The 16816-nt window shown below is 41.7% G+C and carries 16 protein-coding genes and 3 tRNA genes; 10 read left to right on the forward strand and 9 right to left on the reverse strand.

Translation table 11 applies throughout. The features are described from left to right. Positions 1 to 7: 7 nt before the first annotated feature. The 5 genes from ABTV71_RS09240 to ABTV71_RS09260 all read right to left on the reverse strand — a co-directional run bounded on the left by ABTV71_RS09240 (position 8) and on the right by ABTV71_RS09260 (position 5304). Entirely contained in the window at positions 8 to 982 is a 975-nt protein-coding gene (locus ABTV71_RS09240; protein WP_433903004.1) for a 2-hydroxyacid dehydrogenase, read from the reverse strand. Positions 983 to 1165: 183 nt separating this feature from the next. After that, complete coding sequence (locus ABTV71_RS09245) at positions 1166 to 2608, reverse strand: serine hydrolase domain-containing protein (RefSeq protein WP_433903005.1); 1443 nt, start codon at positions 2606 to 2608, stop codon at positions 1166 to 1168. Positions 2609 to 2639: 31 nt separating this feature from the next. Further along, positions 2640 to 3380, reverse strand: coding sequence for a LytR/AlgR family response regulator transcription factor (locus ABTV71_RS09250; protein WP_121121306.1), 741 nt, complete (start codon positions 3378 to 3380; stop codon positions 2640 to 2642). Further along, entirely contained in the window at positions 3373 to 4419 is a 1047-nt protein-coding gene (locus tag ABTV71_RS09255) for a sensor histidine kinase (protein WP_121121307.1), read from the reverse strand. The genes ABTV71_RS09250 and ABTV71_RS09255 overlap by 8 nt, the downstream gene beginning before the upstream one ends. Positions 4420 to 4422: 3 nt before the next feature. After that, the gene (locus ABTV71_RS09260; RefSeq protein WP_121121309.1) at positions 4423 to 5304 is read right to left on the reverse strand and encodes a LiaF transmembrane domain-containing protein; all 882 of its coding nucleotides are present in this window, start codon (positions 5302 to 5304) and stop codon (positions 4423 to 4425) included. A 264-nt stretch (positions 5305 to 5568) separates the two neighbouring features. Here ABTV71_RS09260 and ABTV71_RS09265 point away from each other — a divergent pair, with 264 nt between their 5' ends. After that, positions 5569 to 5904: a DUF3276 family protein gene (locus ABTV71_RS09265; RefSeq protein WP_077435530.1), complete on the forward strand. Its 336-nt coding sequence runs from the start codon at positions 5569 to 5571 to the stop codon at positions 5902 to 5904. Between the two features lie 255 nt (positions 5905 to 6159). On the opposite strand, the gene ABTV71_RS09270 is transcribed toward ABTV71_RS09265, so the two are convergent. Together ABTV71_RS09270 and ABTV71_RS09275 are read right to left on the reverse strand one after the other, a co-directional pair. After that, positions 6160 to 7512, reverse strand: coding sequence for a transposase (locus ABTV71_RS09270; protein WP_433903006.1), 1353 nt, complete (start codon positions 7510 to 7512; stop codon positions 6160 to 6162). Between the two features lie 180 nt (positions 7513 to 7692). Next, positions 7693 to 8520: an alpha/beta fold hydrolase gene (locus ABTV71_RS09275; RefSeq protein ID WP_433903007.1), complete on the reverse strand. Its 828-nt coding sequence runs from the start codon at positions 8518 to 8520 to the stop codon at positions 7693 to 7695. 186 nt (positions 8521 to 8706) lie between these two features. On the opposite strand from ABTV71_RS09275, the gene ABTV71_RS09280 reads away from it, so the two are divergent. The 9 genes from ABTV71_RS09280 to eno all read left to right on the forward strand — a co-directional run bounded on the left by ABTV71_RS09280 (position 8707) and on the right by eno (position 14640). After that, a tRNA-Arg gene (locus tag ABTV71_RS09280) sits at positions 8707 to 8780 on the forward strand. Between the two features lie 31 nt (positions 8781 to 8811). Then, positions 8812 to 8885: transfer RNA gene (locus ABTV71_RS09285), tRNA-Arg, on the forward strand. Between the two features lie 174 nt (positions 8886 to 9059). After that, a tRNA-Arg gene (locus tag ABTV71_RS09290) sits at positions 9060 to 9133 on the forward strand. Positions 9134 to 9207: 74 nt separating this feature from the next. Further along, on the forward strand, positions 9208 to 9777 hold the full coding sequence (locus ABTV71_RS09295; protein WP_121121313.1) for an adenylate kinase: 570 nt from the start codon (positions 9208 to 9210) through the stop codon (positions 9775 to 9777). Positions 9778 to 9814: 37 nt separating this feature from the next. After that, positions 9815 to 10813, forward strand: a complete 999-nt coding sequence (gene obgE / locus ABTV71_RS09300; protein WP_121121315.1) for a GTPase ObgE — start codon at positions 9815 to 9817, stop codon at positions 10811 to 10813. Between the two features lie 324 nt (positions 10814 to 11137). Continuing rightward, complete coding sequence (locus ABTV71_RS09305; protein ID WP_433903008.1) at positions 11138 to 11491, forward strand: TM2 domain-containing protein; 354 nt, start codon at positions 11138 to 11140, stop codon at positions 11489 to 11491. After that, the gene (locus ABTV71_RS09310; protein WP_121121319.1) at positions 11491 to 11802 is read left to right on the forward strand and encodes a DUF2752 domain-containing protein; all 312 of its coding nucleotides are present in this window, start codon (positions 11491 to 11493) and stop codon (positions 11800 to 11802) included. The genes ABTV71_RS09305 and ABTV71_RS09310 overlap by 1 nt, the downstream gene beginning before the upstream one ends. A 229-nt stretch (positions 11803 to 12031) precedes the next feature. After that, a complete protein-coding gene (carA, locus tag ABTV71_RS09315) occupies positions 12032 to 13132 on the forward strand; it encodes a glutamine-hydrolyzing carbamoyl-phosphate synthase small subunit (RefSeq protein ID WP_121121321.1) in 1101 nt (366 codons plus the stop codon). 212 nt (positions 13133 to 13344) lie between these two features. Then, a complete protein-coding gene (gene eno, locus ABTV71_RS09320; RefSeq protein ID WP_077435516.1) occupies positions 13345 to 14640 on the forward strand; it encodes a phosphopyruvate hydratase in 1296 nt (431 codons plus the stop codon). A 95-nt stretch (positions 14641 to 14735) separates the two neighbouring features. Here the strand turns inward: eno and ABTV71_RS09325 are convergent, their stop codons facing one another. Continuing rightward, positions 14736 to 15623: a DUF72 domain-containing protein gene (locus tag ABTV71_RS09325; protein WP_121121323.1), complete on the reverse strand. Its 888-nt coding sequence runs from the start codon at positions 15621 to 15623 to the stop codon at positions 14736 to 14738. Beyond that, positions 15620 to 16816: an MFS transporter gene (locus tag ABTV71_RS09330; RefSeq protein ID WP_121121325.1), complete on the reverse strand. Its 1197-nt coding sequence runs from the start codon at positions 16814 to 16816 to the stop codon at positions 15620 to 15622. The genes ABTV71_RS09325 and ABTV71_RS09330 overlap by 4 nt, the downstream gene beginning before the upstream one ends.

Below are 16816 nucleotides of genomic sequence, written 5' to 3' on the forward strand. Positions count from 1 at the left end.
TGTCGTTTCATGTATAGACTTCTGGATTGATAGTTTGTGGCATCTTTTCACCTTTGATTGCTGCCAATAAATTGCTTGCTGCCATTAGCGCCATATTGTCTCTGGTTTCCACAGTTGCGGATCCGATATGCGGTAAAATGCAGACATTTTCAAGATTTAGCAGTGGGTTGTCCGCTGCCATGGGTTCGGGGTTTGTCACATCGAGCCCGGCTCCCCATAATTCCCCCGCGCGCAAAGCGTTGGCTAGGTCATCCTCCTGAACTAATCCGCCACGAGCTGTGTTGATCAGAATCGCCGAGTTTTTCATGCGCTTAAATGTATCCAGATTAAACCGATTGGACGTCTCTGAAGTGAGTGCCGCATGAATGGAAAGTACATCACTTTGGGTTAGTAGGTCATCAAAGTTGACATATCTCGCCCCTAGGATTCGTTCGGCTTCCAGGTTCCGCCCACGGTTATAATAGATGATTTCCATGTTGTACGCAGCTCTTGCTTTTCGGGCAAATTCGAAACCAATCCTTCCAAGGCCATAAATACCTAATGTTTTATTGTTGAGCTCTATGCCCAGATGTGCTGTCGGGTCGAAGCCTTTCCATTGCCCCTGTAAAATCTGCTTATGATTGAAGAAAGCTTTCCTGGAAACGGCCAGCATCAATAGGAAAGCAACATCAGCCGTTGCGCCGGAAAGTACACCCGGTGTATTGCTCACAGGGATACCATATTTCGTCGCAGCAGGGATGTCAACATTATCATAACCAACGCTCATCAGGGAGAGCGCTTTAAGATTGGGGCAGTTTCCGAAAAATTCTTCGTCAAACTTTTGCATGCCACCGTTCAGTATATAATCGGCCTGCTGTCCGGCTTGGATAAGATCGGTAGGAGATAGTGGGGTGGAAGAGTCATGTATCGCTACCTCATGTCCGGCAGCCGTTAACAGATCAATACCTTTTTGTGGGATTCGTTTCGTGATAAATATCTTCATGTAAATGTTATGCTATCGTGGAGTCTGTTGTATAATAAAATGATGAGCATCCGATTTATTCGGACTGTTGATCAAAGTTAATGCTTAACAGTTTGTGTAACAATAAAAATTAACCGTTTTTATTATAACAAAAAAAGCTATATCGTTGTTTCGATATAGCCCTGCTAATAATATTTTGCTTTTTTATTTTGTATGAAGCAAATAATCCAAAATGCTTTTTCCTTGGTCATCGACGGAAAGTGCAGCATTGGACAAGACGACTACTGCACTTTTTTTATCCGGAGACAAAGCCAGATAAGAACTACTTCCGGCTGTCCCTCCGTTATGCCAATAAAAGGTAAGATCATCAAGCAGGTTCATGTGCCATGCTAACCCCAAATCAGTATCGGGCGGAAGAAAGAAGGTAAACAATCTGGTGTTGGCCATTGCGTTTTCCAGCGGGCTCTGCGGCATCCTAAACTGTGCGTTCGCAAATTTAAGTAAATCTTCCAGGGTGGATTTTAATCCGCCGGCAGCACTGAAAGCATCGAACGACCAGGCTGTTACTTCCTGCCCATTCTTATCGTATACTTTAAAAGTATCTTTTCTTTTTGGATCTAATACCTGAAAGGTATTATTCATTTCTAATGGTTTACAGATTATTTCTCGGACAATTTGATCATACGATTTTTTGTAGATGCTAGAGATGATATCCCCAAGTACAGCGTAGCCCAGATTGCTGTATTCGTATTCCTGCCCCGGTGTCTTTTGATTTTTGAAATCGGATAAATAGTTATAGAGTGCTTTTCTATCGTATGCCTTGTAAGGGTCATTTCCGCTGTATCCTTTTACTTTTTCAAAGTTGTCTGGCAGCCTCGGAAATCCAGATGTGTGATTGGCTAGCATCTGAAACGTTATTTTAGTCAGATCTTCGTTCTTTTGGAGTGTATCAGGAAGGAATAAGGATATGGGTTGATCTAACGTTATTGTGCCCTCTTCAACGAGATTGGATAATAAGATGGCTGTAAAGACTTTACTGAGCGAGCCGATTTCGTAAAGTGAGGTTGTTGTCGGTAATGTTTGATTGCCTTTTGCTGTCTCGCCGTAGAAATAGGTTTTAGACTGCCCGTTTCTAATAATGCCTATGGCAAGCGACTGCGCATTTTGTTGCTTTAGATAAGAATTTGCAACCGAGTCGATGAAAAAGTCATCTTTGTCCACGGTTTTTGGGGGAGTGACTGTCTCTAACGTTTTTTCCGGGCTGTTTTTATCTGAAGCAGGTTGATTCAGCTGGCGAAAGTGTAAGGTGTTAAACTTAAGTGTTGAATCTGTGGCAAATAATAACTCGTAAGACTGCCTGTCAAAATCCAGACGGTAGGTTGCCGCTCCTTTTTCAAAACTAGTGATTTCAGAACTTTTTACCCTACCCAAAGGGTAGATCTGCCGCAGCATCTGTGTGAATTTCGGAAGACTGTATTGCTGTTTATAGGAGTCGCTCGCTAGATTATAGGCAGAGTCTGTCATCTGGGAATTGATAAAAAATTCCAATTTGTTATAAACTCCTTTGTTGACCTGTTCCGCTTGATTTGTCTGGGCAAAGGAGTAAGAAGTGATGCCCAACAATATTGCTGTATAAAAATGTTTCATAACCATTGTTAGGCACAAATCTACGGAATGTTTAAATTCCAATCAATTGTTTTAATCGGGCATAGCCTGATTTACTGATATTGAGCTTCTCACCGGAGATCAATGCAGCGATATAAGAGTCCTTTTCGTAAGGCTCCAATTTAGCCAGCTGATCGACCTTAATGATAAACGAACGATGGATACGTACAAACTGATTTGGGTCGAGGGATTTTTCAAAAAATGCCATGGTTTTATTCTTGAGGTACATGCCATCTTTGGTGTGAATCTTAACGTAGTCATCGTAAGACTCCAAGTATTTGACTGTATCAATAGGGATTATTTTGATCTGTGTGCCTGTTTTGACAACAATACGGTCGATCTTTGTTTCGTCTTGTGCAGCGAGAACCTCGTAGTTGGGTTGAACCTTTTTCTCAGGAGCGGAATAGCTGGACCTAAATTTTTCCAACGCTTTTTTGAAACGCATAGGGGACACTGGTTTTAGCAGATAATCCAGGGCATTCTTTTCAAAAGCTTTTAACGCGTACTCATCAAATGCAGTTGTAAAAATAATGGCTGGAGGGTTGTCGACTAGTTCGAGCATTTCAAAACCGGTCAATTTTGGCATCTGTACATCCAAAAAAACCAGGTCCGGTTCATGTGTCTGGATCGCTTTAACGCCTTCAAAACCATCTCCACACTCAGCCAAAACGCTCACATCAGCTTCATTTTTTAAGTAGCCCGCAATAATGGAGCGTGCTAGGGGTTCATCATCAATGATAACGACTTTAATCATATTGAGGTATTTTTAGGGTGCTAGTAAATATATTGTCCTGAATCTGAGTTTCCAGAAGATCATTTCTGCCATATAGCAGATACAATCTACGTTGAATACTGGAAAGCCCAAATCCGGTTCCTTTTTTCGGTTTTGATTGTTCTTCTGCATCAAAAGGGTTGGTAATTTGGATGCGAAGCTGGCCCTCTTGTGAGGTGCATTTTATTTGTATGTCGACTTGATCGGTAATATTGTATAATCCATGCTTTATGGCATTTTCTACTAAAGGCTGGATGATCATTGCGGGCAATTTATTCGTAAATATTTCCTCAGAGGAGGAAATGGAAGTGTTCAGACGATGACCAAAGCGTACTTTTTCAATGTCAAGGTAGAGTTGCAGATGGTCTAGCTCTTCTTCCAGTGTAATAATCTGATTGTTTTCCTTTCTCATCGTACCCCGTAAAAAATCGGACAGTTGAAATGTCATATTACGGGCTTCATCCGGATTGGCACCAATAAGGGCAATGATCGAATTCAAGCTGTTAAATAAAAAGTGTGGCTGCAGCTGTTGCCGCAAATTATAAAGTTCTGCTTCGCGAAGCAGGTTTTCGGATTCTTGTTTCCGTTTGATATTATTAATATTATCTTCCTGAATATTCCAGACGATATTAATAATAGCGACCGAAGTGAGGATAAGGAAGTTAACTATACCGCGAAAAGGTAGCGTCAAATCCAAAAGTGTGATAAAATTTGGCTGGATAAAATAATTCATTAAAAAGCGACTCAATCCAGTACTAATGGCGGCCATAATTAAGCCTATGATCAATACCTTCCATATCTCCCGCGGTTGTGGTGTGTAGAAGTTTAGCGCAGAGGACATGCCGTAGCAGCAAAACATCATCACGGCACTATTGATCAATGAATCTTTAAACGCCAGTTGAGAATCAAATCCTGAGCGTAGCATCAGTAAATATTGTAATGCAAGATATCCGATAAATACGGATATACAAATAATGCCTATTAAACGACTTTTGATACTGAGCGTCAGCTTATTTTTCATCGATTAAGCATTTTTTATTGTTAAGTTACCCAAAATACAAGTGCCGGTGATGTAGATTTTTTTATCCGTATCCGGGTTGTAGATCGTCTGGAACCTTCGGTCATCGACAGATCCTAAGATAGAAGCCACATTGCTGAATACCGTCCAATGTGGGGGGATAATAATACGCGCACTGCCAAATAATTGAAAGGTGTCAATGACGATCGCCTGCTGGATGTCTGCTTTTGTCAAATCCAGTTCAATACTGCCAAAGACATTGGTCAAATTGCCACCTCTAAAATGTTTGGAATAGATGACTTTCTTTTGGCCTGCAAAAATCGTGTTCAGATTAAGGCTGTCTTCGAAAGACTGATGAAATGAACTGTTCTCTTTGTCGCCAAAAGCCTGCGCGTTGGGCGAGGCTTGTTGGCTTGATCCGTATTGTTCGTTAAAAGGTTTTGCTTCAGCATCCGGGGCCGTTGTGTCAGCGGGATTATCCGTGGGTATATTGACCCGTTTATCCCAATCATATGGATTTTGTGGCGGATTGGGGAAGGTAGGCGGCACCATCGGAGGTTTCCGTTTACTCATAATAAAATAAATCCCAAGCGAAATGATGATGATAGGGACGGTGACGGAACCAAAGTCAGTACGCATCATCCTTGAAATAAGGCTGGCTCCGCCGATAATTAATAGGATGATTGCCGATTTTTTCTGAAATTGGGAATTGACGCCGATAACAAGGCCGATGATGATCAATATCGTTGGCCAGCTAAATAACCAGCTCGGAAACCAGTTTCCTAGATTGAGGTTATTCAATAATAAGAATATACCTACAATGATCACAATGGCCCCCACGATATTGCGGCTGTTATTGCTGTTTGGTATGATAGGTTCTTTTTCCATAATGTTTTTACTATTTATGACTCAAAGATAGAGGCACAAATAAACTATACATATTCGCTTTAGGTAATACAACTTATATTTTCGGTAAATGTACTGATTTCGTCGGTAAAAAATATTGTTGTTTGATTTTTATCAGATGTCGGTTGAACGAATATATCATTTTTGCGGGTTATTGTCTTTTTTTTTAATATTATTTGGTGTATTAAAATGAATTATTATATATTTATCAAAGATTAAGATTACTTTAAACTTAAATAACAACCAATGGGAGATTTTGAAAACAAAGAGCGTGAAGAGGTTTTTTCAAAAAAGGTGAGAGCAGGTAAGCGAACTTATTTTTTTGATGTAAAAGCAACTCGATCGAACGATTACTACATTACTATCACAGAAAGCAAGAAGCGCTTTGAGGATGGCCAGTTTATTAAGCATAAGATTTTCTTATACAAAGAAGATTTTGAAAAATTTGCGGAAGGTTTGACGGATGTTGTAAATTACATTAAGTCTAATCAGGAAGTAATCGAAAAACGATATGAGCCTAACTTTGACGATGCATATGCCGAGGAAGCTGATGGTCGTTCAAAAGATGATTTTTCATTCTAACGTGTTATAGAATGAAATCTCAATGAAAAAAGAAATAAAGCCACTCGCGTGGCTTTTTTTATGGGGATATTCAGTAAATGTTATAAAAAATGGTGATGAGAATAATTTCGGTCACCATTTTTTGTTCTGTTATCCGGATCTTTGTAAGATTTTCCGCTGTTTTAAGCACCCCATTGCCAAAAAGCTGCTTTTTCGTTTTTTTTGGGCATAGCTGTCCCCTGAACACCCGTTCTTCCACCTATTTTCTGTGATCTTTTAAGCCGCTTTTTCCTGCTGGCCCTGCATCTTGGGGATCATCCGCACCGCATTTGCTGTATGGATGCCAAAGAATATCCACAGGATTTCCGTTTTCTTGGTCCTGGCCCGGATACGGCTGAGCGAATAATACCGTTTTTCTGTGCCAAAGCTACCTTCAAGCCGCGTAGAGCGCTCCCTGTTCAGCACGGAGCGGAGCCTGCCGCGCTCTTTTTCATCAGCTGCAGGCTTACCCTTGCGCACAAAGCTGGTGAATATGCCCCTGCTGCGGCACCAGCTCCGGTTGGCGTTGGTAGCGTAAAGCGCATCGGCAGCTACATGGCTGACACGTTTTCTCAGCAGTGACTGCTGTAGGTCTATACATTGTGGAAGCCGGTTCCCTTCATGGAAAGCATCAAAGCTCAGGTGCTCGATAAAGTTGATGCCGTCAATCTGGATGCTGTTCACTTTGGCGCCGAACTCAACCCCTTTACTTTCTTTGCCACGGACGATCGGGCGGATATAATCTTTGTCGATACTAACGATCAGACCCTTCACTTCCCGCCCGGCAAAACGTTCCCGTTGCTGATGGAGTACTTTTTTGATGATGGACAGCCGTCTGTGAAAGCGGCCAGGAAGATTGGCTGTACCAAGGGCCATGATATCCCCGCACTGACCGATGAGCTTGCCAACCAGGTGGAGCAGGCTGCGTTTCAGCACGCGCGTCTCCGATTTCCCACGCTTGCGCTTTTTGCTATAGATACGGTAACGCAGGCGCTGCTTGTCAAATTTGTTGAGCGGCATCCGCAGACCCGACAGCTTTGCCATGCTCCGCAATTGCCCCTGCAGCCATTCCGCACATTCCCATAACAGTTTGATATCCGTGGGAAAGCGAACATCACTCTCATAACAGGTCGCATCGCTCATCAATACATGGCTGTCCTTAAACCAGGCCTTCCAGTAACCGGCAAGCACCCGCTGAAGGGTGCCGATATCAAGTTTTCTGGCAAGTTCGCAGCGGATCTCGCTGACGATCTTAAAATTATCGAGCGGCTTTAACGGATTGATCCGAACACCGCAGAAAAGCTGATAATGGAGGTTGGAATTAAGCTGGGCGACCAGGTCACGGTCGGAAAGCCCCGTATAGGATTTCAGCACCATCAGCGCCACTTTCCCCGCCCCGCTAAAATAGGACCGGCGGCCAACTCGGCTTTCCCGTTGCCCCAGGCTCGCTGCCAGCTCGGAAAATGGAATACTCCGATAAAGCCGCCCTAGTTCACTCAGGTGAAAACTTGATTCGTACTGTTTGAAAATATCGTATTCGCTGAAGGCTAAAGTTGGCTGAAGTTCGCTAAGTTTTTGTATCTTTCGCATATCTTTTTGATGACCGTTACCCCGATTTTGGCCGCTAACCTTATTATTCGGGGGAATACACGAAGATAATAAAACCCCAACTATTTATTTATCAAATAGTTGGGGTTTTTCTGAATATCCCTTTATGGGCCAAGGCAGTGTGCGCTTGACTTGGATATATTCTATTGGTCCGAATGTATGTTAAAAGATGGCTAAAAAATCGTTCAACACCCTGTTGAATTTTTCGGGCTCTTCGAGATTTGGTAAATGTCCTGATTCTTCAAATTCCACGAATCTAACATCGGGAATGTTTTCAATAAGAATATTTGTCTGCTCCTCACTCATCAATTTATCATGTTTACCTTTGACCACTAGGGTCGGGATAATAATTGTTTTCAGGGAATGTGTTGTATCTGTACGGGAAGCAAGTGCGAGTTGAGTTGCACAGATACTAGCAAGTTCATTTCTACGAATGCAACTTTTGATAAGTTCGACAGCCTCCGGATTCCCCCGAATAGTTTTTTCGTAAAATACATTTTCCGTAAAACCGATCGCAAATGGTCTCCGCCCATATTTAAGTAATGCCTGTATGGAATCAAATCTTTTTTGTTTGGCCTTATTGTCGTCCGCAAGGGAGTTGGTGTCACATAAAATCAATCCGGCTAATTGCTGGCCGATCAGCTCATAGGTGCGCAGGGCAATATAGCCCCCCATGGAGATACCGCAGAGCACAACATAGTTGAGGTCGAGTTTGCGAATAAATTCAACAAGATCTTTGGCAAACACATCAACCGAAAAGAAACCATGTCCATTTGTGCTGAGGCCGTGCCCCCTGACATCGATGGCAATTCCGGTGTATTCTTCGTCAAGATCCAGCAATTGCTGTTTCCAGGTGTTCTTGTTGAAAGGGAAGCCATGGATAAATAGAACTGTTTTAGGAGCAGGGTATGATTTGCTGGGGCGGATATAATACGAGATGCTGATGTCTCCAATGCGGACTTTGCTGAGTTTTAATTCTCTTTTGCTCATGAATAATAACATTTGTCAGTGTCAGAAAAAAAAAGTTGATATTTTAAATATAATATTATCAACGAGATAAACGAAATGTTGTTTCATAAAGTTAAAAAAAGCGAGAAAATGTTTGTTAAATCCATAAATATGTCGATATTTGCATCACCAAAACGAAAAAGAATACAGATTTGTTTTGGTTGCCTAGCGCTCCTAGCTCAATTGGATAGAGCATCTGACTACGGATCAGAAGGTTAGGGGTTCGACTCCCTTGGCGCGCACTATATACAGGTTCTGTATACTAAAAAAGAGGCATTCCTAGCTCAATTGGATAGAGCGTCTGACTACGGATCAGAAGGTTAGGGGTTCGACTCCCTTGGAGTGCACAAAAAGCCAACCTTTCGGGTTGGCTTTTTTACTACAAAGAAGTTACTGTGTGTATTGATAGTTGGGGGTATGGAAACTTCTTTTTGAAAAAAAAGTTTGTAAAAAAAATGAATTCTGACTATATTTGCGTCACCAAAACAAATGGGACAGAGTTCTAAACGTAATGGTTTACTGCGCTCCTAGCTCAATTGGATAGAGCATCTGACTACGGATCAGAAGGTTAGGGGTTCGACTCCCTTGGAGCGCACGACTGAAAAGCCTAGTCATCATCTGTGATTAGGCTTTTATTTTTTAACTCGTTTTAATTTCTTAAATAAAACTATGCTAAACCTTGTAATATTTGGCCCTCCGGGTGCAGGTAAGGGAACTCAATCTGCAAAGCTTATTGAAAAATATCAATTGATTCATATTTCAACTGGTGATATTTTTAGAGCACATATTAAAGGTCAAACGCCACTTGGTCAACAAGTAAGCCAGATTATTGCTGAGGGAAATTTAGTGCCAGATTCGATTACGATAGCAATGCTGGAAGAAGAAGTGAAAAAAAATCCTGATGCAAAAGGATTTATCTTTGACGGATTCCCACGTACTGTTGCTCAAGCAGAGGCATTGGATGCTTTTTTGGAAGGTATCAATACTTCAATCTCAGTTGTAATCGCACTGGATGTAAACGAAGAAGAATTGAAAGCGCGCATTGCAAAACGTAAAGAGATTTCTGGCCGTTCGGATGATGATGCTGATAAATTGGTGAAACGCATCGATGAGTATTTTACAAAAACTGTTCATGTGTTGCCATATTATGAAGCGCAAGGTAAATTATCCAAAGTGGATGGTATTGGAGAGATTGATACAATCTTCAAAAGCCTAACGGATATTATCGATAATTATTAATTGAAATAAATACTTTTTTAGACTGTAATACATTGTAATGGCGCAAGGATCGAATTTTGTTGATTATGTGAAAGTGTGTTGTCGTTCGGGACATGGTGGGGCAGGTTCGGCTCATTTGCATCGTGACAAGCATACCGCTACAGGAGGGCCGGATGGTGGTGACGGTGGCCGAGGAGGACATATCATACTAAAAGGAACGACGAATATTTGGACATTGCTCCATCTGAAGTACCGCAAACACATCATTGCTTCTAATGGGGAGTCCGGTGGCAGTTCTTTGCGAACAGGCGCTACCGGTCGGGATGAAGTATTGGAAGTACCATTGGGTACCATTGCCAAGGATGCGGAGACCGGAGAGGTGTTGTTTGACATTACCGAAGATGGGGAGACGAAGATCTTGGTCCCGGGGGGAAAAGGTGGTTTAGGTAACTGGCATTTTAAGTCGCCTACACAACAAACACCCCGATTTGCACAACCCGGAATGCCGGGCAAAGAGCAATGGATGATTCTCGAACTAAAAGTACTGGCAGATGTCGGTTTGGTAGGTTTTCCGAATGCTGGCAAATCAACCTTATTGTCTGTCGTTTCGGCTGCAAAACCTGAAATTGCCAATTACCCATTTACCACTTTGGTACCCAATCTCGGTATGGTGAGTTACCGCGATAACCGCTCGTTTGTGATGGCGGATATTCCGGGGATCATCGAGGGGGCTTCGGAAGGCAAAGGACTCGGCTATCGTTTCTTAAGACATATTGAGCGGAATTCAGTGTTATTATTTATGGTGCCAGCTGATACCGATCGGACAATAGCCGAGGAGTATGGTATTTTGCTGAATGAGCTGACAGCTTATAATCCCGAATTGGCGGATAAACCCAAGTTGTTGGCAATCACAAAATCGGATATGCTTGATGATGAGCTTGAAAGTGAAATGGAAAGGGAACTTCCTGAAGGGCTTCCCCATATTTTCATTTCGTCTGTTGCCGGTAAAAATATTTTGCCATTGAAAGATATGATCTGGAAAGCAATCAATTCCTGATCGTAAAGAAATAGTTAAAAAAAACGCTTCATTTATGAAGCGTTTTTTTTGAAATCGCTTTTTTATTGCTCCCGTTTTTGGTCGTAGGATCGCTATCTGGTTTAAAACAATCAGACGGTTCTGAAGAAAATAAAATGCCCAGTGACGGTCGTTGTACTCACGATGGGATCCACGTCCTTTTTTAGGAAGATGGAAATATCGGTTATTCTTGCTCAGGTTAGGTTCACGAAGCTGTAAAATGGTTTCAGTACGAATGGTTATATCGCGACAAAAAGTGCGTTTTTTCAGAGATTTTTATTAATTTCATTGACAAATTAATCTAAAATGAAAGCAGAAGACGAAAAATATTGTGTGGAATGTGGCCAGGTAATTAATGTCAAAGCCGAGGTTTGTCCTCTTTGTGGCGCGAAACAGCCTATATTCTACGCGAACCAACCTTTCCAACAGGCCCGTAGCATTCAGGATGATCGCTGGCTGCCCACTTTGTTATTTTGTTTGTTTCTAGGGCCTTTCGGAGGACATCGCTTCTACCTGGGGCAGATCGGAACAGCTATTCTGCAGTTGATTACATTGGGTGGATGTGGAATCTGGTCGCTTATAGATCTGATAATGATCATTGTTGGGAAATACAAGGATAAAGATGGTCAATACATCAAAAGTCCGGTAAACAATAATTAATGGCTTGGCTTGTGCTGAAATACCTGCGATTGCATTGGATTTACACCATTGTCATAGGGTATTTTGGCACCGCTATCGCATTGTACATGCTGTCGGATATTCATATCCTCATTCCTTGTCTCTGGAGGGCAATTACCGGATATGAATGTCCCGGTTGCGGACTGACAACCGCATTTATAGCACTGTTGCGAATGCAATGGGCCTACGCCTGGTCTGCAAATCCGATGATTTTTGTACTCGTTCCTGCATTCATATCGTTGATTTTAAAAGACTTTTGGCGATTTAAAAATGTACAAACAGATCTCAGATAAAATAATTGAAAAATGTTTTTCACTTTTAATTGATATGTCGTAACTTTGTCTCCCGTGAAAATTAAAGTAGAGTCTTTATTGGTAGGTGCCTTAGGAAACGGTTTGTCAATCGTGGTAATGCATTGTTAATTCATATTTTAGCCCATTTGAGGGCTTTTTTTATATCCAATAGGGAAGGCTTTAGGATTCAGAACAGAAGAGATACACATTTTATAATATTACATCGATAATGACCAACTACAGCAAATTGCCTGCAATTTTAGTTTTAGAAGATGGTACAGTTTATCACGGTAAAGCCGCTGGTAAAATTGGTACGACTACTGGTGAAATCTGTTTTAATACAGGAACAACCGGTTATCAAGAGATTTTTACAGATCCATCTTATTTTGGACAAATCATGGTAACAACCAATGCACATATTGGTAACTATGGTATTGATGAGGATGATACCGAATCAAATCAAATTCAGATTGCGGGCTTGGTTTGTAAAAACTACAACATCAACTATAGCCGTAAAATGGCTGATGAGTCTATTCAAAGCTATTTTGAAGAAGGAAATTTGGTGGGTATTTCCGATGTGGATACACGTTCATTGGTAAGACATATCCGTGATAAAGGCGCCATGAATGCAATCATTTCTTCGGAAACGCTAGACGTTGAAGAATTAAAGAGCCAGTTGGCAAAAGTTCCTTCGATGGATGGTCTTGAGCTATCTTCGAAGGTAACGACTACTGAACCTTATTTCTTTGGAAATGAAAATGCATCTTTACGTGTTGCAGTATTGGATTTGGGTATCAAGAAAAATATCCTGCGCAATTTTGAGGCACGTGACGTTTATACAAAAGTTTTCCCAGCTAAGACAACATTTGAGGAAATGGAAAAATGGAATCCTGACGGTTACTTTATTTCAAATGGTCCCGGTGATCCTGCACCGATGGATTATGCTATTGAAACCGTAAAATCTATTTTGAATGCAAACAAGCCAATGTTTGGGATCTGTTTAGGTCATCAGATTTTAGCCTTAGCTAATGGTATCCGCACAAGCAAATTGCATAACGGACACCGTGGTATCAATCACCCGGTCAAAAATATTATCGCCAACCGTTGCGAAATTACTTCGCAAAACCATGGTTTTGGTGTTGTCGCTGAAGACATTGAAAATTCGGAAAATGTTGAGATCACGCACGTTAATTTGAACGACCAATCTATAGAAGGTATTCGCATCAAAGGGCAAAAAGCGTTCTCGGTTCAATATCACCCTGAATCATCCCCAGGTCCACACGATTCACGTTACCTGTTTGATGATTTCGTTGCAATGATCAAAAACTAAGCAAATATAGTATAGCATAAAAACCCTCCCTATCGCGGAGGGTTTTTTATGCTATATTGTGGCACCAATTATTCAGATTGGTCATATTTTATTCACAATTAATGACGGATTAAATACATTTTTTGTTATATTTGGTTGTGAAAAATGTCTGTAGATAAGAGTGTGTCTTATTTACACTAAGTAATGAAAATAAATTATAGTCTAATAAAGAGATGAGTTTAATTATCGATGTTCATGCGCGTCAAATTTTGGATTCGCGCGGTAACCCTACAATTGAAGTAGATGTTACTACACAAAATGGTTTTGTTGGTCGTGCAGCTGTTCCTTCAGGTGCTTCAACAGGTGTTCACGAAGCAGTAGAATTGCGTGATGGCGACAAGTCAAAATACTTGGGTAAAGGTGTTTTGAAAGCTGTTGAAAATGTAAATACCAAAATAGCGAAAGCTTTGGAAGGCGTAGATGTTTTCGAGCAAAATGCCATCGATAAAATCATGATTGATTTAGACGGTAGTGAAAACAAAGGTAATTTAGGTGCAAACGCTATCCTTGGTGTTTCTTTGGCGGTAGCAAAAGCAGCTGCACAGGAGTCACGTCAACCTTTGTACCGTTATATTGGCGGTGTTAATGCGAATACGTTGCCTATTCCAATGATGAACATCATCAATGGCGGATCTCACTCCGATGCGCCTATCGCATTCCAGGAGTTCATGATTATGCCAGTAGGTGCTCCTTCTTTTTCTGAAGCATTGCGTTGGGGCACAGAAGTATTCCATACATTAAAGAAAATCTTACACGATAGAGGTCTTTCTACAGCAGTAGGAGATGAAGGTGGATTTGCACCAACATTTGAGGGAACAGAAGATGCAATCGAAACCGTATTGAAAGCGATTGAAATCGCAGGTTACAAACCAGGTCAAGACATCTGTTTGGCATTGGATTGTGCTTCTTCTGAATTCTACAAAGATGGTAAATATGACTATGCTAAATTTGAAGGTGATAAAGGTGCGGTACGCTCTAGCGAAGAACAAGCAAGCTATTTAGCGGAATTAACAGCGAAATACCCAATTATCTCTATCGAAGATGGTATGGCTGAAGATGACTGGGCTGGTTGGAAAACATTGACTGACAAAATTGGCGATCACGTTCAATTGGTAGGTGATGATCTTTTCGTAACAAATACAAAACGTCTTCAACAAGGTATCGATACCCATACTGCAAACTCTATTTTGGTCAAAGTAAACCAAATCGGTTCATTGACTGAAACGATCAACGCGGTGACTTTAGCGCAGAATTCTGGTTACACTTCAGTAATGTCTCACCGCTCAGGTGAAACTGAGGATGCAACGATTGCCGACTTGGCAGTTGCGTTGAACTGTGGTCAAATCAAAACTGGTTCAGCTTCTCGTTCTGACCGTATGGCTAAATACAATCAGTTGTTGCGTATCGAAGAAGAATTGGGTGGTAATGCTCGCTTCATCGGCAAAAACTTTAAATATGCAAAAAAATAGGTTTACCCTATCCTGCTAATCAAATAAGGCCTAATCTGTAGATTAGGCCTTATTTTTTTGGAATAGTTTTATTCTAGAAAGAAGGAGGATACCCGTTAAAATAAGGTATTACCAGTTGCTTTATTTGGATACTTAAGATTCAAATCAAATGTTTCGTTCATTTTCTTAATAAAGTGGGTGGCCAGCAGGGGTGACTCAATTTCAACATTCTGATGGATAAAGAAATACAGTTTCTGCAATCCATTATCCCGCCAGCATTTTATTATTTCTATCCACTTGTCCAGACGCGCATAATCCGAAGCATGGTTAGCACCGACATAACGGATAAAGGCGACAGGCGTAGTCAGGCGCATATGCAACATATCTCTTCTGCCGGCCGTATCGACCAATACATTGGTCACTCCGGTCTCCTCCAATAACGTATAGAGTTCTTTTGTTACTTCAGGTTTAGAAAACCAGTCTTTATTTCGGACTTCCAATGCTAATGGGACATCCTTCGGCCAGTCATGTAAGAATAGTTTTAAGCGGGCCATGTCTTTTGGATTGTAGTTGTCATGCATCTGCAGAAATACCATGCCTAACTTTTCGTCAAATTGGACAACGGCATCCGTAAATAGTTTTACCTTATCCGTCGCATTCAGCAATCGGCTGAAATGACTGATGGACTGTGGGACTTTTGGGAAGAACTTAAAGTCTGCAGGTGTTTTCTGTTTCCAGGTTTCCACCTGTTCTCGGCTGGGTGAGTTGTAAAATGTCGCGTTCAGTTCGATACTGTTAAACTGATTTGCATAGTAGACAAGTTCGTCTTTTGTCCCCTTTGGATAAAAGCCCTTTAAATCTTGTTTGTTCCATTTTGCGCAGCCAACATACACTTCAAATGGTTCGTCGTTTTTGAAATGCTGCAAAAGGGTTAAGGTCTCTTTTGGAGTAGGTGGTAGGGTGAAATCTACCTCTTCGGGATGATCTACTTGGCCAAATTTCATATTGGTTTTTTTCTTAATTTGTGATCAAATAATACATGTGCTAGCAAAGCCGATAGCGTATACAGGGTTCCGACGGTTATTACACCGGGCCATTGGAAATGTTGCCATGCCTGTGCTGCAAAAAAGGTGCCTGTTGAACCGCCAATAAAATAGCTGACCATATATACAGTGTTAAGGCGGTTGTTGGCGCCGAGATTCAGGGCGTAAAAATCACTCTGGTTTAGGATATGCATGGATTGCAGTCCAAGATCAATAAGAATAACCCCAATGATTAACCCCCAATAGTAATTTCCGAATAACGCAAAGAGCAGCCAGCTAAATACCATTAATAAGATGGCATATAGGATAATTTTAGCGGTACCTATGAATACGGTCGCCCGATTGACAAAAGCTGCAGCAAGAGCGCCACAGGCGCCGACGAGGCCAAATGCTCCAGCAGTAGCCGGTCCGTCAAAAAAAGGGGGACCTTCGATGTGGAAAACCAAAGTCGTAAAGAAGGCTGAAAATGCGCCAAATCCCATGGCACCGCGAAATGCCGCCAGTTGTAGTACCGGTTGATTTCTGGCGAAGTTCCATACGGAAACCATCAATTCTTTATAGGTACCCCTAAAGTTCGGAGCTACCTCAGGTAGCTTTATGGCGATAGCCAATGCCGTGACTACCATGACCACCGTAGCGATCCAGTACATTTCGCGCCACCCAAAGTAAGAACCGACAAAGCCACTTACCACACGCGATAATAAAATGCCGATCAACAGTCCGGACATCACCATGCCGATCGCAGCTCCCTGTTTCTCTTTGGAGGCAAGCTCTGCTGCCATAGGTACAAAAACTTGTGGTATTACCGATGTGAAACCGATCAAAAAGCTGAAGATTAGGATAGAAACAATGGAATGGGAGAGGGCCATTCCGGCCAAAGAAAGAATAATAAAAATAAAATCAATCAAGATCATTTTCTTTCTTTTGAACATATCCCCCAACGGGACAATCAGCAATAGGCCGCAGGCATAGCCGATTTGTGTCAGCATGGCCGAATTACTTACGGTAGCTTCACCAACACCCAGATCCTTTGCAATCAGTCCCAATAAGGGCTGATTGTAATAGTTATTGGCAACAACCAGGCCAGTGGCGATTGTCATCAGCCATAAGGTGGCCTGGGATAATGCTGTTTTGGAGTCAGTACTTGGGGTCAT

Origin of the sequence: Sphingobacterium puteale (genome assembly GCF_050986225.1) — a bacterium.
In the GTDB taxonomy this organism is placed as follows: domain Bacteria; phylum Bacteroidota; class Bacteroidia; order Sphingobacteriales; family Sphingobacteriaceae; genus Sphingobacterium; species Sphingobacterium puteale.

Excerpts from the sequence above, each read along its gene's own strand:
- ABTV71_RS09240 (WP_433903004.1), bottom strand. The coding sequence starts at position 982 with ATGAAGATATTTATCACGAAACGAATCCCACAAAAAGGTATTGATCTG.
- ABTV71_RS09245 (WP_433903005.1), bottom strand. The coding sequence starts at position 2,608 with ATGAAACATTTTTATACAGCAATATTGTTGGGCATCACTTCTTACTCC.
- ABTV71_RS09250 (WP_121121306.1), bottom strand. The coding sequence starts at position 3,380 with ATGATTAAAGTCGTTATCATTGATGATGAACCCCTAGCACGCTCCATT.
- ABTV71_RS09255 (WP_121121307.1), bottom strand. The coding sequence starts at position 4,419 with ATGAAAAATAAGCTGACGCTCAGTATCAAAAGTCGTTTAATAGGCATT.
- ABTV71_RS09260 (WP_121121309.1), bottom strand. The coding sequence starts at position 5,304 with ATGGAAAAAGAACCTATCATACCAAACAGCAATAACAGCCGCAATATC.
- ABTV71_RS09265 (WP_077435530.1), top strand. The coding sequence starts at position 5,569 with ATGGGAGATTTTGAAAACAAAGAGCGTGAAGAGGTTTTTTCAAAAAAG.
- ABTV71_RS09270 (WP_433903006.1), bottom strand. The coding sequence starts at position 7,512 with ATGCGAAAGATACAAAAACTTAGCGAACTTCAGCCAACTTTAGCCTTC.
- ABTV71_RS09275 (WP_433903007.1), bottom strand. The coding sequence starts at position 8,520 with ATGAGCAAAAGAGAATTAAAACTCAGCAAAGTCCGCATTGGAGACATC.
- ABTV71_RS09295 (WP_121121313.1), top strand. The coding sequence starts at position 9,208 with ATGCTAAACCTTGTAATATTTGGCCCTCCGGGTGCAGGTAAGGGAACT.
- obgE (WP_121121315.1), top strand. The coding sequence starts at position 9,815 with ATGGCGCAAGGATCGAATTTTGTTGATTATGTGAAAGTGTGTTGTCGT.
- ABTV71_RS09305 (WP_433903008.1), top strand. The coding sequence starts at position 11,138 with ATGAAAGCAGAAGACGAAAAATATTGTGTGGAATGTGGCCAGGTAATT.
- ABTV71_RS09310 (WP_121121319.1), top strand. The coding sequence starts at position 11,491 with ATGGCTTGGCTTGTGCTGAAATACCTGCGATTGCATTGGATTTACACC.
- carA (WP_121121321.1), top strand. The coding sequence starts at position 12,032 with ATGACCAACTACAGCAAATTGCCTGCAATTTTAGTTTTAGAAGATGGT.
- eno (WP_077435516.1), top strand. The coding sequence starts at position 13,345 with ATGAGTTTAATTATCGATGTTCATGCGCGTCAAATTTTGGATTCGCGC.
- ABTV71_RS09325 (WP_121121323.1), bottom strand. The coding sequence starts at position 15,623 with ATGAAATTTGGCCAAGTAGATCATCCCGAAGAGGTAGATTTCACCCTA.
- ABTV71_RS09330 (WP_121121325.1), bottom strand. The coding sequence starts at position 16,816 with ATGACCCCAAGTACTGACTCCAAAACAGCATTATCCCAGGCCACCTTA.